Raw genomic sequence first — 15,730 nt, forward strand, 5'->3', positions numbered from 1 at the left:
ACAAACCGACTGCCCGCGAATATCAACCCATTCAAAATGCAAGCTTTTTACTGCCCTGCAGGGGTCTCCGGCGGCATCGGAAGCGATGGTTGCAACTTTTCCATCGTCGCCAGCCGCGACTCGAGATCCGCGCGCCAGGGCGCGTCCGCGCTGCTTCTTTCCAGCAATTCGGTCCAGATAGCCCGGGCCTGATCGATCTTGCCCGACTGTGCATATGCCAGTCCGAGGAAGAATGGCGGGCCGGGATGTTCCGGCGACAGATCGGCGGCTTTCTGAAAGGCGAATTGCGCCGCCGGCGTAATGACGCCGTCTGCATGGACCACCAGCGCATTGCCGAGGCCGACCCATAGATCGGGATCCTCGGGATGTTCCTTCACCCCGTTGCGCAGATAATTGGCAGCCGCACCATGTTTTCCGGCCCGATTGAGGGAGTCGGAAAAGACCAGCCATTCCCGCGCGGTTCCGAAACGTTCGCCCATGTCGTTGCGCGCATCGATGCTGTCGTCATCGAAGCTATTGGGTTTTTCCGTCGGCTCCACCGACACGCCGGCCATGCCGGGATGCCCCTGCCAGGCGTATCCGGCCACCCCGAGCAACAGTGCCGCACCGGTTATTTCGTAGGTGGCGCGGGACATTTTGCCCAATGCGATCAAGGCGCCGGCGCAAACAAGCACCAGCAGAAGAAGGATGATCCAGCCCATTATTCGTCGCCCCGATGTTTGCGGAACCGTCCGCGCGCCAGCCACAGGGCAGCCAGCAGCAGAATGATCGGCGCGATCCACAGCGGCCAGGTAACAGCCGAGGATATCGGCGGATCATAGGATACCCAGTTTCCATAGCGTTCAATCAGCCAGCTGCGGACCTGATCGGGCGTTTCGCCAGCGGCAATTCTTTCCCGCACCTGGCTGCGCATATCGCCCGCCATCGGTGCATTGCTGTCGGCAATCGACTGGCTCTGGCATTTCAGGCAGCGCAATTCTTCCATCAGATCGCGCGCGGCGGCCTCTTTCGAGGGATCATCCAACTGCCGGTCGGCATAGGGTGCTGGCGGCAGGCCGGTTTGCGCGACAACCGGAGCGGCCAGGCAAAGGCAGAGCAGGACCAGAAATCTCGTCATCCCGCATCCTCCAGCAGTTCCAGCAGCTTGTCGATATCTTCTTGCCGGATATCACCGATATGCTGGTGAACGATGATACCATTGCCGTCGATGACGAAGGTCTCGGGCACACCGGAGGAGCCCAGTTCGAGCTGCACCTTGCTGGTCGTGTCGGTGCCGATCCGCGTATAGGGATTGCCCCAGCGGTTCAGGAAATTGGCGATATCTTCCGGCGTGTCTCGGCTGGCAATCGCGTTGATTTCAACGCCGGCTTTCTGCAATTCCAGCAACTGCGGCGCCTCGGCGATGCAGGGCACACACCAGCTGGCGAAGATGTTGAGCAAGGTCGGCTTGCCTTTTACCAGATCATTACTGCTCAAGCCTGGTCGCTGCTCGATGGCCGCTGGCAAAGCGAAGGTGGGCATCGGCTTGCCGACCATCTTGCTCTCGATAATATTATCCTTCGGCATGATCAGGCCGGTCGCAACCGCGGCGAAGAACAGGCCGAAAAGCACGAGCGGTAGCCAGAGCAGCCAGCGGTTCACAGTGTCGCCTCGACAAATTCGCGCTGCTTGCGCTGTTTATAGCCGCGCCGCAAACGGCCGACCATCGCCAGAAAGCCGCCCAGCGCGACCAATATGCCGCCATACCAGATCAGGGTGACGAACGGCTTCCACCAGACCCGTATCTGCCAGCGTCCTTCGCTGTCGCCATCACCGAGCACGACATAGAGCTGTCCGTTCCAGCGAGTCAGCAGCGCCGCTTCGCTGGTCTGGGTCTGGGCTGCGGCGAACATCCGGTTTTGCGGCGTGATCTCGTGAATCGCTCCATCGCCATATTGCGCCGTTATCCGGCCTTCGAGCGCGGTCCAATTGGGTCCGGCCATCGGCTCGATGGCCTCGAATTTCAATTTCCAGTCGTTGACGGCAATCTCGTCACCCGGCTGTGCCGCGACCAGTCGCTCTTCGGTAAAGCTGCTTTCGCACGCCATGCCGACCAGCGCCACCGCGATACCGAAATGGGCGATGACCATGCCATAAGTGTGCAGCGGCGTGCGGCGCAGATTGCGCTTCCACAGCGGCGCGAAGCTGGCAACGGCAACACCCGCAGCCAGCGCCAGACCGAGCAGCGCGAGGATCGACATGCCGGTGGTGAACAGGGCCAGCGCAAAGAGAGCGGCGGCAGTGATCAATATCGGTATCGAAATGCGGTTCAGTAAGGCTTTCGGATTATCGCGTCGCCAGCGCAGCAACGGCCCGGCCGCCATGACGGCGACCAGTAGCAGCGCCAGCGGACCCGTTGCGAGATTGAAATAGGGCGGCCCGACCGACAGCTTGTCCCCCGTCACCGCCTCGACCAGCAAAGGATAGAGCGTGCCGATAAACACCAGCGCCAAAATCACGGACAGAAGCAGATTATTGGCAACCAGCGCGCCTTCCCGGCTGACCAGTTCAAACCGCTTGCCTTCCTTCACCGTACCGACGCGCAGCGCGAACAAGGCCATGGCTCCGCCAATATAGATGGCGAGCAAGGCCAATATGAAGCTGCCGCGTTCGGGATCAACCGCAAAAGCATGTACGCTGGTCAATATACCGGAGCGGACGAGGAAAGTCCCGATCATCGACATGGAGAAGGCCACCACAGCCAGCATCAATGTCCATGCGCGCAAACTGTCGCGCGTCGCCAGCACCGTCACCGAATGGAGCAAGGCCGTCGCCGCCAGCCACGGCATCAGCGAGGCATTTTCGACCGGATCCCAGAACCACCAGCCGCCCCAGCCGAGCTCGTAATAGGCCCAGTAGCTGCCCGCCGTGATGCCCAGCGTCAGGAATATCCAGGCGCCCAGCACCCAGGGCCGCATTGCCTTGGCGAAAGCCGCTCCGACATCGCGGGTAATCATCGCTCCGACGGCAAAGGAAAATGCTACGGAGAGTCCGACATAGCCGAAATAGAGCGTCGGCGGATGGAAGGCGAGACCGGGGTCCTGCAGCAGCGGATTGAGCCCCTGCCCGTCCGCCGGTACCGGGAACATCCGCTCAAACGGATTGGAAGAAACCAGCAGGAACGCGTAAAAGCCCAGACTGATAAACGCCTGCGCCGCCAGCGTCGCCACCAGCGTTCTCTTGTTCAGCGACCGTTCGAATAGCGCGATAAAGGCGCCGGCCAGCCCCATGACCGTGACCCAGAGCAGCATCGATCCTTCGTGATTGCCCCAGGTCCCGGCAAATTTGTAGAGCAAGGGCTTTACCGAAGCGCTGTTCATCACCACCAGCCGGACCGACATGTCGGAGCGGAGGAACAGCCAGATCAGCAGCAGAAAGGAGAGGCTGACAAACAGGCCCTGGGCCACCGCGACCGGACGGATCGCGGCATAATAATCGTTCCGCTCCGCCCGCAGGCCGATGGCCCCCAGCGCAAATTGCAGCAGCGCCAGCGCGGCAGCCAGCCAGAGCGCGATCAGACCGGTTTCGGCGATCATTGGACCAGCGTCTCCGTCTTATGTTTGCCGGATGTCATATCAATGCCTTCCAGCTCGCGCGGAATGTAATTTTCATCATGTTTGGCGAGCAAGGTCTCGGCGACAAACATGCCATTGGCATCGAGCCGGCCATCGGCGACAACGCCCGATCCTTCGACAAACAAATCCGGGGTGATGCCGGTATAGGTGACTTTTTGACGGGCGCCGGCATCCTGCACGATGAACTGCACGGTAACCCCATCGGCCGATCGCTGGATGGAGCCTTCCTCCACCATGCCGCCCAGACGGATGGCCGCGCCTGCTTCGGGCTGTTGCTGGGCAATATCGGATGGCGTGTAGAAATAGCTGGCCTGATCCTGCAGCGCATAAGCCGCCAGCAACCCGGCACCGACCAGTGCAACCACCGCCAGCAGCGCCAGTGTCAGTCTCTGATGCTTTGCCTTCATTTGCGCTTGCTCAACTGATCTGCCTTTGCTTCCGCTTTGCGCATCGCCAGATAGCTATGCGCCACGACCAAGGCTGTGCCCAACAGCACAAACGCATAGGAAGCAATCACAAAGGGCAAATGGTTCATTCTGCTGCCATCCTTTTCAGCCGCGCATCGACTTTCGTTTGCGCCAGACTGGCTCGCATCCGCATAAGCACAATCGCGCCGAACAAGAGAGAGAAACCTATCGCCGAAACCAATAGAGGCCATAAATAGAGCGTATCGATCGTGGATTTGCCCATGATACTGATGCTCGTGCCCTGATGGTGGGTCTCCCACCATTCAACCGAAAAACGGATGATCGGCAGATTGATAATGCCGACGACGCCGAAAATTGCGGCAATCCGGCTCTGTCCCTTGCCTTTGCTGGTCTCGTTGGCCAGCACGATATAGGCGAGATAGAGAAAGAACAGCACCAGCATAGAGGTCAGGCGGCCGTCCCAGACCCACCAGGTGCCCCACGCCGGACGCCCCCAGATCGCGCCGGTGATCAGACATAGCAGAGTGAATAATGCTCCGGGGACCGCAATCGCGCGCGCCGCGTGCGAGGCCAGCGGATGCCGCCAGATCAGTTCGGAGATGCTGGCAATCGCAATGCCGGACCATCCGGCCATGCCGAGCCACGCCATTGGCACATGGACAAAGATGATCTTCACCGTATCGCCCTGCAACCGCTCGGCCGGCGTCGCCCACAGACCCCAGATGCAGGCAAGCAGGACCATGGCGATCCCGCCGAAAAGCAAAAACGGCGTCAGCGGCCTGGCAAGTGACAGGAAGCGGGTGGGATTGGCATAGGCGTGCATGGGTAAAGCGATATTGCCTCGGTTACGGATGTTCAACATCAATCGCGGCTTTCGATGGCAGAAGCGCGGCAAGGCGACAAGCGTTTTTCCGAATTGCGGGCAGCTGCGCGGTCGCAAAACCGGTGACGAGACGGGTCCCGGAGACCGTCCTCGCCTTTTCCGCCTGCCCGGCTAGTGGATAGTGATCATCGTCAATTGCTCGGCCAGGCGGAGCGCGGCAGCATAATCATCTTCAAAATAGACGCCCGCCAGACCGTCGTTCGCCAGGCCGATCCGCCCGAGCATTTCCCGCGGCTGCACTTGCACGCCGGACAGGATGATCTTGGCGCCGGAGACGCGGGCCTGCTCGATAAATTCCTCGATCATCGTCACGCCGCTGGCATCGAGCATCGGCACCAGCCGCATCCGCAAGATGATGACCTTGGGCGTGCGCCCGATCTTGCGCATCGCGTCGAGCAATTCACCCGCCACCCCGAAAAACACCGGTCCGCTGATCCGGAACACCTCGACGCCGCTCGGGAGATCGTCGCGCTGGCTCAGGTCATCGGCATCATCATCCGGATCGGGTCCATTGCCGTTCTCCAGCTGCACCGTCTCGCTCATCCGCGCCATGAACAACAGCGACGCCAAGGTGACCCCGACGCCGATCGCCACGGTCAGATCGACCAATATCGTCAGCCCGAAGGTGAGCAGCAAAACCGCGCGGTCGCTGTTGGGCATGCGCAGCAGCGCGATGAACCGGTCGATCTCGCACATGCCCCAGGCGACGACGAACAGGATCGCCGCCAGCGCGGCCATTGGCACGAAGGCCATCAGACTGCTGCCCAGCAGGATGAAGAGCAGAATGAACAGCGCGTGCATCATGCCGGCCACGGGCGTCTTCGCGCCCGCCTTGATATTCGTCGCGGTCCGCGCAATCGCCCCCGTTGCGGGCAGTCCGCCAAAGGCCACCGAACCGAGATTGGCGACGCCCTGCCCGATCAGCTCCTGGTTGGACCGGTGGCGGGTGCCGGTCATCCCGTCCGCGACCACAGCGGACAACAAAGCTTCGATCCCGGCGAGAAAGGCAATGGTGAAAGCCGAAGGCAGCAATTCCGCGACCCTTGCCCAGGTCACGACGGGCAGCGACGGCATCGGCATTGTCACCGGCATATCCGGAAAGCGCGTCCCGATCGTGTCGACGGGCAGCTTGAGCAGCGCGACCACGATCGACGCCAGCACGAGTGCAATCAGGAAACCCGGCAATTTGGGGGCGAACCTCTTGAGCGCGACAATCACGCAGAAAGCACCGAGACCGACCAGCAGAGTAGCCATATGCACCGTCGACATGGCACCAAAATAGGCCTGCCATTTCGGCAGAAATTCCGACGGAACGGTCTCCAGCGACAGACCCAGAAAATCCTTCACCTGGCTGGAGGCAATGATCACCGCGATGCCCGCGGTGAAGCCGGTGACCACCGGATGCGGGATGAACTTGATCAGCCGCCCGATCTTGAACGCCCCGGCGGCAATCAGGATCAGCCCCGCCATGAATGTCGCGATCAGCAGGCCGTCATAGCCATGCTGGGCGATGACATTGAACACGACCACGACGAAGGCGCCGGTCGGCCCGCCAACCTGCACCCGGGAACCGCCGAGGAAGGAGATCAGGAAGCCGGCGATAACCGCGGTGACCAGCCCCTTGTCGGGCGAGGCGCCGCTGGCGATTGCCAATGCCATCGACAGGGGCAGCGCCACGATCGCGACGGTCAGACCGGCGACCGCATCAGCCTTGAACAGGCCGAAATCATAGCCTTCGCGCATCGTGGTGAAAATTTTGGGCGTGAAGCTGTTCATCGGCCGGGCCTCTATTCGGTTGCCGCGTCCGACCCCGCCTGATCGAACAGGATCGAGCCCACTGCGCTTGCCGCCTTGCCTCCCGTCGTCTCGCGCAGCCGCACGCCGCGACCGATACCGGTGCTGGGCGCATTTTCCCCGATCAGTTCTATCCCGGCGTTTTCCAGTGCGCCGATGACCTTGACCAGCGTGTCGACCACGCCACGCACCTGCCCGTCGGAAGCTTCCATGCGCTGGATCGTCGGCAATGACAGGCCAGCCAGGCCGGCCAGTTGCCGCTGATCGATCCCCAGCAGGGCGCGAGAGGCCCGCATCTGTTGTGACGTGATCATCAATCTATTCCTATTGATATATTATACATCAAATATCAGTATTAACAATTTATCTTGATGGTGTATAGAGAATATTCATCAACGCCGGCCTCTGCGGCTCAGACATATAGACAGGACAAGGTGAATGGCCGGATTTGAGACTTTGCTCGACAGGATCGTCGACGACATGAGCAACCGCGACGAAGCCTCTCCCACGCCACCGGAAGCATCTGTCGTCCCGGCGCTGCCGAAATCGGTGTCCGAGGCCTTCACGCGCGGCCTGCTCGGCCGCTGCCCCAGCTGCGGTAAAGCCAAGATGTTCCCACGGCTGCTCAAGCCGGTCGACCGTTGCCCGCTATGTGGCCAGGACTGGACCGCGCAACAGGCCGATGATTTCCCCGCCTATGTGGCGATCATCGTCACCGGCCATATACTCGCGCCCGTCATCATCTTCATGATCAACGAGACCGCCTTCTCCATGTGGACCAATCTGCTGATCATAATCATCATGGCGCTTGCCCTGATCGCCGCCCTGCTGCAACCGGCCAAAGGCGCGATCATCGCCCTGCAATGGTGGCTGGGCCTGAACGGATTTAAAAAACCTCCCCGTCCGGGCGCAGCGCTGCTGTCCGACACTGGCCAGGATCGCTGACAGCCCGGACCGCCGTTCCGAAAAGGCCAGCAGCAGCGATATGGCGCAGGCTTTTCCGCACGTGTCACGAAACCGTCAATAAAGATTCATCCCGGAGTCTTCGAAACGGTCATTTCCCTTCACAATTAGCGCCTAGAGGCCCGGTACATCAGATTTACCGGAGGGCATCATGGCCAAAATATCTAAGTTTCGCAAAGAGTTACTAATCGGATCGGCGGCTGTCCTGCTGGCTCTGCCGGGCGTCGCTACGGCCGGTACGGTGAGCGGCGTGGTCAGCGACTCCAGCGAAACCAGAGGCTTGCAGGCGGCCCAGGTCCGCATCGTCGAGCTGGACCGGGTGGTCACCACCGGTCGCGACGGCAGCTATCGCTTCCCCGATGTGCCGGCCGGCACCTATACGCTGGAGACCCGCTATATCGGCGCGGACACCAGCCAGACCAGCATCACGATCAGCGACGCCAGCCCCACTGTCGCCAATATACTGCTGCAAAGCGGTGCAGGCACGGAAATCCTGGTCATCGGCCAGAGTGCCAACCAGGCCAGTTCGCTTTCCCGCAAGCGCGAGGCCGATGGTGTTTCCTCGGTCCTGACCCGGGATGCGATCGGCCAGTTTCCCGACCAGAATGTCGCTGAATCGCTCCGCCGCGTTCCAGGTGTCAACATCCTCAACGACCAGGGCGAAGGCCGCTTTGTATCGGTCCGCGGCCTCGACCCCAATCTGAACGCGTCCTCGCTCAACGGTGTGCGCATCCCCTCGCCCGAAAGCGATGTCCGCTCGGTGGCGCTCGACGTCATTTCCAGCGACCTGATCGAATCGATCGAAATCAAGAAATCGCTGACCCCCGACATGGACGGCGACACGATCGGCGCCTCGATCGAAATCAAGACGGTCAGCGCCTTTGACCGCAAGAAAGACCTGCTGACCGGCAAGATCGAGGGCAGCTACAATGATTATGCCGGCCATGTTTCACCAAAGGGCAGCGTCGATTTCTCGACCCGTCTGACCGATAATATCGGCGTCGCGGGCGGCCTGTCCTATTACAAGCGCAAGTTCGAAACCGATAATATCGAAGCCGAAGGCTGGGATACCAATGATGACGGCGTCGTCTATGCCGAGGAGGTCCAGTACCGCGACTATGACGTCGAACGCGAACGGATCAGCGCCTCGCTGTCCTTCGATTTCCGCGCCAGCGACAGCACCGAACTCTATGTGCGCGGCATCTACAGCCAGTTCGATGATCAGGAATTTCGCGGACGCACGACCTTCAAGCTCGACGAGGAAGCCAGCAGCGGCGACGCCAACAGCGCTCTGTTCGACGACGCCGACGGTGAAATCGAGATCGAACGGGACATCAAGGACCGCATGGAAAGCCAGAAGATCCGTTCCGTCGTGCTCGGCGGCAAGACCGAAACCGGTCCCTGGAAAGTTGAATATTCGGGCAGCTGGTCGAAATCGAGCGAGAATGAAGATGGTTCGCTCGACCCCACGACCTTTTCCAACAAGTTCGAAGACGACGGGCTCAGCGTCCTGTTCGATTATGCGGACGGTCGCATCCCGACTTACAGCTACGCTTCCGGTTCTGCCCTGGCCAACGACCCTGGTCTATATGAGCTGGACGATGTCGAACTGACCGCTCTGTCGGCGGCAGAGGACGAGGAATATTCGGCAAAGCTGGACGTCTCCCGCCAGTTCGCGATGGGCAATGGTGATTTCACCGTGCAGGCCGGCTTCAAGGGCCGCTGGCGCGAAAAACGCTACGACAATGACGTTGAATTTTACGAAGACAGCACCGGCACTTACACGCTAGCCGATGTGCTGGGCACCCAGACCTATCGTATCACCGATCTTGGTCCGGTTGCCAGCCATAGCGGTCCCACGGAATATTTCCGCGCCAATTTCGGCGATTTCGAACTTCAGGAAATCGACAGCCAGTTTGATTCCGCTGTTTCCGACTATGTGAACCAGGAAGATATTTACGCCGGCTATCTGCTGGGTCGCTGGGACAGCGACAAGCTGCGCGTCATCGGCGGTGTGCGCTTCGAGAGGACCGAAAATGTCATCTCCGCCAACACGGTGACCCTGGTCGAGGAAGACGCAACCTTTGGCGGCGTGACCTTTACCGAAGACACAGTCGTGGTTGCACCCAACAGCTTCACGCGCAGCTATGACGACTGGCTGCCGAGCCTCAATATCCGCTTCGAACCGCAGCGCAATCTGGTATTGCGCGCTGCCGGCTACCGCAGCGTCGTGAGACCCAATCTGTCCGATCTGGCCCCCCGTTTCGCTGTCGAACAAAATGACGATGACGAGCGCGAAGGTGAATTCGGCAATCCCGACCTGCTGCCTTACGAAGCCTGGAACTTCGATGCGTCCGCCGAATTTTACTTCAGCTCGAACGGCGCGCTGACGGCGAACCTGTTCTACAAGGATATCAAGAATTTCATCGTCGAATCGCTTGAGGAGAACGGCACCCGCTTCGGCATAGACTTTGACGAGGCAACCATCCCGATCAACGGCAGCAGCGCCGAGGTTTTCGGCATCGAACTGGGCTTTGCGCAGGCACTCAATTTTCTGCCCGATCCGCTCGACGGCTTTCTCGTCAACTTCAACTATACCTATACCGATGCCACCGGCACGGTGCCGACGGACGGTGATATCACCGATCTGCGCAGCATCACTCTGCCGAGCAGCTCCAAGCACACGTTCAACGCGGTACTGGGTTACGAGAAAGGCCCGTTCGATTTTCGTCTCGCGGGCACCTATCGGGACCGCTATCTTGACGAACTCGGCGCGGAAGCCGGCGAGGACCGGTATGTCGACAATCATTTCCAGCTCGACGCCAGCGTGAAGTTCAAGCTGAACAAGAATATCCGGTTGTTCGCCGAATGGATCAATATCAACAATGCCAAATATTTCGCCTATCAGAATTTCGATACGCGTAAGCGGCTGTTGCAATATGAAGAATATGGCTCGACCTTCAAATTTGGCGCAAAGATAACGATGTGATGAAAAATATACTCTCCCCTCTGCTGCTCGGCAGCCTCGCTCTGTCCGGTTGCGCAACCCCCTCAGGTACGGTCTCTTCAGCGCCGACGCTCGCACTGACGGCCGACGCGGAAACCGTTCCGGTCGGCACCGTCAACCGCGATGCGGCGGATGATCCGGCGATCTGGCGCAATGCCGAAGATCCGGCGAACAGCCTGATCATCGGGACCGACAAGCGCGCCGGTCTCTATGTCTACGGTCTGGATGGCAGCAAGAAATCCTTCCTGCCGGAAGGCGAGCTGAACAATGTGGATCTGCGCGAAGTCATGATCGGCGGCGAGAAGACCGTGCTGGTCGGCGCGAGCATCCGCAACGACCGCGCCAACGCGCATATCGGTCTCTACCGGCTCGATTCCGAATCCGCGGAACTGACTTTGCTGGGCAAATATCCGGCCGGTCCCGGCGAAGCTTATGGGTTCTGCTTCGGTCAGGACAGCGGCGGCGAGACCTTTGCCTATATGATCGAGAAAAGCGGCTTTGTCCGCGAGATCACTTTAGCATTTGATGGCGGCACACCGAGCGCTCGTATTACGCGCGAATATAAGCTGGCGACCCAGCCGGAGGGCTGCGTCGTCGATGACCGCACCGGGCGGCTTTATGTCGGCGAAGAGAATAGCGGCATATGGCTGTTCGATCTGAATGCCGACAATTTCGAGCCGCAGCGCTTTGCCAATATCAATGGCAAAGAACTGGTCGCCGATGTTGAAGGACTGGCACTGGCCCCGGAAGGTCTGAATGGCGGCTATCTGGTAGCCTCCAGCCAGGGCGACAATGCCTATGTGCTCTATGACCTGATCACAGGCGCCTATGTGAACCGCTTCCGCCTGGTCGATGGCGCCATAGACGGCACGTCGGAAACGGACGGGATCGAAGTCATATTGGGTGACTTTGGCCCGGCCTATCCCGAAGGGCTGATGGTGATGCAGGATGGTGCAAATGAAGGCGGCACACAGAATTTCAAGCTGGTAAGCTGGTCGAAGATCAAGGCTGCCGTCGCGCCATAATATTGACGAATGGAACGGAAGGGAGCGTCGCCGCGGCCTCTCTTCCGTCATCCCGTCAAAACTGCTTTCCTACAGTCGACCCTATCCTCTATCTTCCGGCCTGTCCTTCGCCATGCGCGGGACAGGCTCTTTGACATTTGAACGGAAGGAGGATGCTCACACGACCTTTGAAACTCCGCGCACCCGGGCGGAAAATCCAAAGGTTACACTAGGCGCCGGCATGGCGGCCGGAAAATGGCAGAAACCTGAGCCTTTCAGGCAAAGGTCACAGAAAATAAAACCATTGGACCTTGTAAAGTTCGGCCTGGGCCTAGCCCCGGCCGATCAACGCCATTGCCATATTGTCGGCGACATCTGAATCCGGAAGTTTTTGTGCCGCGCTCTGTTCCCAGATCTCGGTCAGCCGCTGTGGAATCATCGCGACCCGTCGATTGACTTCCTTGACGTCGCCGTCGCCGAGATATTCCAGACCGACGCTGATGATGCCGCCGGAGTTGATGACATAATCCGGTGCAAACAGGATGTTGCGGTCGAAGATTCGCTGGCCGTCTTCGGGAGTCGCTAGCTGGTTGTTGGCGCCACCGGCAACGATCGGAACATTGAGATGAGCGATAGAGACTTTATCCAGTATCGCGCCCAAGGCATTGGGACTGAATACATCTGCCTCGACCCGCATGACCTCGTCGAGGCCGACGACCGTCGCGCCGATTTCCTTCGCCAGCGCGGCCGCATGGTCCTTGTTGATATCGGCGATGCTCAGCTTCGCGCCATCCTTGGCCAGCAGACGGGCAAGACCGCCGCCGACGCTGCCGACGCCCTGGATCGCGACATGGACGCCGTCCATGGATTCGCGGCCCAGCTTGTGCGCCACTGCGGCCTTCACGCCGAGATAGACGCCCATCGCGGTAAAGGGTCCGGGATCGCCACCGGCTTCGCCGCTATTGCTGACCGGCAGGCCGGAGACATATTTGGTTTCCTTGGTCAGAGCGACCATGTCCGCTGCGGTGATTCCGACATCTTCTGCGGTCACATATTGGCCGCCAAGCGACTCGATCATCCGGCCGAAAGCGGCGAGCATTTCGGGTGTCTTGGTCCGGTTGCGGTCGGCGAGAATCACCGCCTTGCCGCCGCCCAGTGGCAGTCCGGCCATGGCGTTCTTGAAGCTCATGCCGCGCGACAGGCGCAGCGCGTCGGTTACTGCGGTTTCGCGGTTTTCGTAGTGCCAGAAGCGCGTACCGCCGGCACCGGGGCCGAGATGGGTGCTGTGCAGCGCGATAATCGCGCTGAGGCCACTGTCGGCATCGTGGAAAAAATGGACCGCTTCATGGTCGTCAAAATCCGGCAAGTCCCACATCACGCTCATGGCGGTTATCCCTGGCAATTGGAGTAATTAAATATCCCATAGCTGTAATTTAATTACAAATAAAGAAAGACTTTGCAGCCCGGCCATGTGGTGATGGCCTGGTAACACATCGTCGTCTTCAGGGAAAAATGGGGCGATCGAGGGGTCTCGAACCCCCGACCTCCGGTACCACAAACCGGCGCTCTAACCAACTGAGCTACGATCGCCACAAGCCGCGCACTATATAGCCGCATTGCGATGGGGTCCATAGGGATAGGCGGTGGCAATCGTCAAGCATTTAGCGGGGCAATCTGGAATTAAAACGCATCGCCACGCTGGCGGTGGACCAGCCGGGCCGGTTGCCGCGCCGCATCGATCAGGGCGCGCTCCTCGACCAGCGCGCTTTGCATCTCGACCGCGAGATCGACGCGGAACCAGCGGGTGGTCAGCTTGACCTGGCTCTGGACTTCGGACGTCGCACCGAGGCTCGCCGGATAGGATTGCGCCCAGAAATCATTGAGGCTGCCATATCCCAGTTCCGGCCGCCGCCCGAGAAACTGGCGGGCGGGTGTCAGGTCGGACGGCAACGCGCCGAGCATCGCCAGCAAGATCGCCTGCTCCGGCCGCAGCGTGTTGATATTGATTGGCGAAAGATCGGTGGTCGGCAGCGCGCACAGCCAGGGCGCGATGCGGACATAGACATCGTCGGTCACGCCCTTGATGGTCCGCAACTCGCTGATGTCGACGATCAATGCATTGGCCGTGCGGTAGGGCGTCTCCTGCTGCAGATAATATTGATCCTCCGCGCCGCGGGGGGCCGCCACCATGTCGCTGTCGATCCAGTCCGCGACCGACTCCGCAATATCAACGGCATCGCCGTCCAATATGCCCAGCATCACCATCAGCCGCGAAAATTGCGCCACCCCTTCCGGCCTTGCCGTCAGGACGTCCTGCTGCTGCGTGACGAGACTGTTGATGTTGAAACAATTGCCGCCGTCGGACAGCGATGCCGTGATGATCCCGCCCGGCACGGGAAAGCTCTGCTCCTTGCCGTTCCAGCCGCCGACATTGATCGTCCGGCCCGGCGATAGCGATACGATCTCTTCGGCGGAACGCATGCCGATCGATTCGGCGGCTATCAGATAGGCCTTGGCCTGTGACAGTTCCCGCGCGTTGGAGGCCAGCTTGGTCGCGCCAGCCAGCCGGTCAATCCCGTGCGCCGCCAGTATCGCGATCACGGCGACCAGCAACAGGACCGTCAGCAGCGCCGCGCCGCGTTCTTTCCCGCTCCCTATCTCCCGAAATTCGCTCACAAATAGCCCGTCCCGACCAGAAACAAATGCCGATATCGCCGCCCTTGCTGATCGAACTGGATCTCGATCGCTCGCGGCAAATCTGCCAGTCGCTCGGTTTCCCAGCGGCCGGACCACAGCCCGCGCTTGTCGCGAAAGCGGACTTCCAGTGTATCCACGTTCGAGATCAGTACCGCTGGCTGATCAATCGATCCGCCATCGGTCATCCGGTATCGCCAGCGCTCCAGATTGCCGTCCCTCAGACGATATTCAACCCGTTCCAGGTTCGATCGCGCCTGACCATTGATATTGCTCTGGCCACCCCGCGTGAATTTCAAAAAGGCCGCCTCGGCTCCGCCACTCTCGCTGGCAAAAGCCGGCATCCGGTCGCCGCGATCATCGCGGTGGGTTCGCGGCAAGGCCTGGCTCAGGTCAGCCTCCATCAAGGAAACAAAGCGCTGCATTTCCGCCATCTGCCCCAGATTCTCTGCGGTTATCTCGTCGCTGTCGACAGCCGAGCGCAGCATGATCACCCCGGCGACCGAGAGCATCGCGAAAATGAACAGCGCGACCATCATCTCGACCAGAGTGAAGCCGTTGCGATCGCGGGAATTGGCAGGAATTTTGTCCATTGTCCTCGCTTATATTCAGACTGGCCTGAACCGCAAACAGCGGTTGCGATCAACAGGGATTCATTTATCGTGAAGCGGGATAGTTAGTGGCAATTTTGGACGGTGATATGACACAAGCCAACAATACATCGGCTGACTATCTTGTCGCACTGGGAAAGGTGCAGCGCTTTCCGCGCAAGGAAATAGAATTGTGCATCGTCAGGAACTTTCTAGACTCCGATGAATGCAGCAGGTTGGTGGCCATGATCGACGAGCAGCGGCGCCCCTCCACCATTGCTGATCCGAACGGTGACGACTATTTTCGAACCAGCGAAACCTGTGATCTCGATCATCAAGACCGGTTCGTAGCGGAAATCGACGCGAAGATCTGCGGCCTTGCCAATATCGACAGAAAATATGGCGAACCTCTGCAGGGCCAGCGTTATGCGGTGGGTCAGGAATTCAAGGCACATACGGATTTTTTCGATCCCGCCGGTCAGGATTTCATCAAATATTGCTCGATCTCCGGACAGCGCACCTGGACCTTCATGCTCTATCTTAACGAACCCGACGCCGGCGGGGCTACACGCTTCACCCGGTTCAAGAAGAGCTTCACCCCGGAAACCGGTACGTTGCTGTGCTGGAACAACCGGAATGTTGATGGCAGCGTCAACGAATGGACATTGCACCACGGCATGAAAGTCCGGCGCGGCACGAAATATGTAATCACCAAATGGTTTCGGGAGAAACCCTGGCCTTGGAACGGATAAG

The 15,730-nt window shown here is 59.7% G+C and carries 16 protein-coding genes and 1 tRNA gene; 4 read left to right on the top strand and 13 right to left on the bottom strand.

The genetic code is table 11. The annotated features are described in order from the left end of the window. Positions 1–47: 47 nt before the first annotated feature. The 9 genes from CHN51_RS17755 to CHN51_RS17790 form a co-directional block, all read right to left on the bottom strand. The gene (locus tag CHN51_RS17755) at positions 48–701 is read right to left on the bottom strand and encodes a tetratricopeptide repeat protein (protein WP_100095206.1); all 654 of its coding nucleotides are present in this window, start codon (positions 699–701) and stop codon (positions 48–50) included. Then, positions 701–1,117, bottom strand: coding sequence for a cytochrome c-type biogenesis protein (locus tag CHN51_RS17760; protein ID WP_100095207.1), 417 nt, complete (start codon positions 1,115–1,117; stop codon positions 701–703). Before CHN51_RS17760 ends, CHN51_RS17755 begins: the two co-directional genes overlap by 1 nt. Next, complete coding sequence (locus tag CHN51_RS17765; protein WP_100095208.1) at positions 1,114–1,641, bottom strand: DsbE family thiol:disulfide interchange protein; 528 nt, start codon at positions 1,639–1,641, stop codon at positions 1,114–1,116. Before CHN51_RS17765 ends, CHN51_RS17760 begins: the two co-directional genes overlap by 4 nt. Beyond that, entirely contained in the window at positions 1,638–3,575 is a 1,938-nt protein-coding gene (locus CHN51_RS17770; RefSeq protein WP_100095209.1) for a heme lyase CcmF/NrfE family subunit, read from the bottom strand. Before CHN51_RS17770 ends, CHN51_RS17765 begins: the two co-directional genes overlap by 4 nt. Then, positions 3,572–4,021 (bottom strand): cytochrome c maturation protein CcmE, encoded by a 450-nt coding sequence (gene ccmE, locus CHN51_RS17775; protein ID WP_100095210.1) that lies wholly within the window; start codon positions 4,019–4,021, stop codon positions 3,572–3,574. The genes CHN51_RS17770 and ccmE overlap by 4 nt, the downstream gene beginning before the upstream one ends. After that, positions 4,018–4,149, bottom strand: coding sequence for a heme exporter protein CcmD (ccmD, locus tag CHN51_RS19600; RefSeq protein ID WP_123906359.1), 132 nt, complete (start codon positions 4,147–4,149; stop codon positions 4,018–4,020). Before ccmD ends, ccmE begins: the two co-directional genes overlap by 4 nt. After that, positions 4,146–4,865: a heme ABC transporter permease CcmC gene (gene ccmC / locus CHN51_RS17780; RefSeq protein ID WP_100095211.1), complete on the bottom strand. Its 720-nt coding sequence runs from the start codon at positions 4,863–4,865 to the stop codon at positions 4,146–4,148. Before ccmC ends, ccmD begins: the two co-directional genes overlap by 4 nt. 171 nt (positions 4,866–5,036) lie before the next feature. Then, complete coding sequence (locus CHN51_RS17785; protein ID WP_100095212.1) at positions 5,037–6,701, bottom strand: SulP family inorganic anion transporter; 1,665 nt, start codon at positions 6,699–6,701, stop codon at positions 5,037–5,039. 11 nt (positions 6,702–6,712) lie between these two features. Continuing rightward, positions 6,713–7,033, bottom strand: coding sequence for a transcriptional regulator (locus CHN51_RS17790; protein WP_100095213.1), 321 nt, complete (start codon positions 7,031–7,033; stop codon positions 6,713–6,715). Positions 7,034–7,157: 124 nt separating this feature from the next. Between CHN51_RS17790 and CHN51_RS17795 the strand changes: the two genes are divergently transcribed. From CHN51_RS17795 to CHN51_RS17805, 3 genes are all read left to right on the top strand, one after another. Continuing rightward, on the top strand, positions 7,158–7,664 hold the full coding sequence (locus CHN51_RS17795) for a DUF983 domain-containing protein (protein WP_240616794.1): 507 nt from the start codon (positions 7,158–7,160) through the stop codon (positions 7,662–7,664). A 169-nt stretch (positions 7,665–7,833) separates the two neighbouring features. Further along, positions 7,834–10,671 (top strand): TonB-dependent receptor, encoded by a 2,838-nt coding sequence (locus tag CHN51_RS17800; protein ID WP_100095214.1) that lies wholly within the window; start codon positions 7,834–7,836, stop codon positions 10,669–10,671. Continuing rightward, a complete protein-coding gene (locus tag CHN51_RS17805) occupies positions 10,671–11,714 on the top strand; it encodes a phytase (RefSeq protein ID WP_100095215.1) in 1,044 nt (347 codons plus the stop codon). Before CHN51_RS17800 ends, CHN51_RS17805 begins: the two co-directional genes overlap by 1 nt. Before the next feature lie 310 nt (positions 11,715–12,024). Here CHN51_RS17805 and CHN51_RS17810 read toward each other — a convergent pair whose 3' ends face one another. From CHN51_RS17810 to gspJ, 4 genes are all read right to left on the bottom strand, one after another. Then, a complete protein-coding gene (locus CHN51_RS17810) occupies positions 12,025–13,077 on the bottom strand; it encodes a Glu/Leu/Phe/Val dehydrogenase dimerization domain-containing protein (RefSeq protein WP_100095216.1) in 1,053 nt (350 codons plus the stop codon). Between the two features lie 129 nt (positions 13,078–13,206). Continuing rightward, positions 13,207–13,283 (bottom strand) — tRNA-His (locus tag CHN51_RS17815). A gap of 90 nt (positions 13,284–13,373) precedes the next feature. Further along, a complete protein-coding gene (gene gspK, locus CHN51_RS17820; protein ID WP_240616795.1) occupies positions 13,374–14,369 on the bottom strand; it encodes a type II secretion system minor pseudopilin GspK in 996 nt (331 codons plus the stop codon). Next, positions 14,366–14,980 (bottom strand): type II secretion system minor pseudopilin GspJ, encoded by a 615-nt coding sequence (gene gspJ / locus CHN51_RS17825; protein ID WP_100095217.1) that lies wholly within the window; start codon positions 14,978–14,980, stop codon positions 14,366–14,368. The genes gspK and gspJ overlap by 4 nt, the downstream gene beginning before the upstream one ends. A gap of 107 nt (positions 14,981–15,087) precedes the next feature. Here gspJ and CHN51_RS17830 point away from each other — a divergent pair, with 107 nt between their 5' ends. Then, entirely contained in the window at positions 15,088–15,729 is a 642-nt protein-coding gene (locus tag CHN51_RS17830) for a 2OG-Fe(II) oxygenase (protein ID WP_100095218.1), read from the top strand. Position 15,730: the final 1 nt, after the last annotated feature.

Origin of the sequence: Sphingorhabdus sp. YGSMI21, assembly GCF_002776575.1 — a bacterium.
GTDB lineage: Bacteria > Pseudomonadota > Alphaproteobacteria > Sphingomonadales > Sphingomonadaceae > Parasphingorhabdus.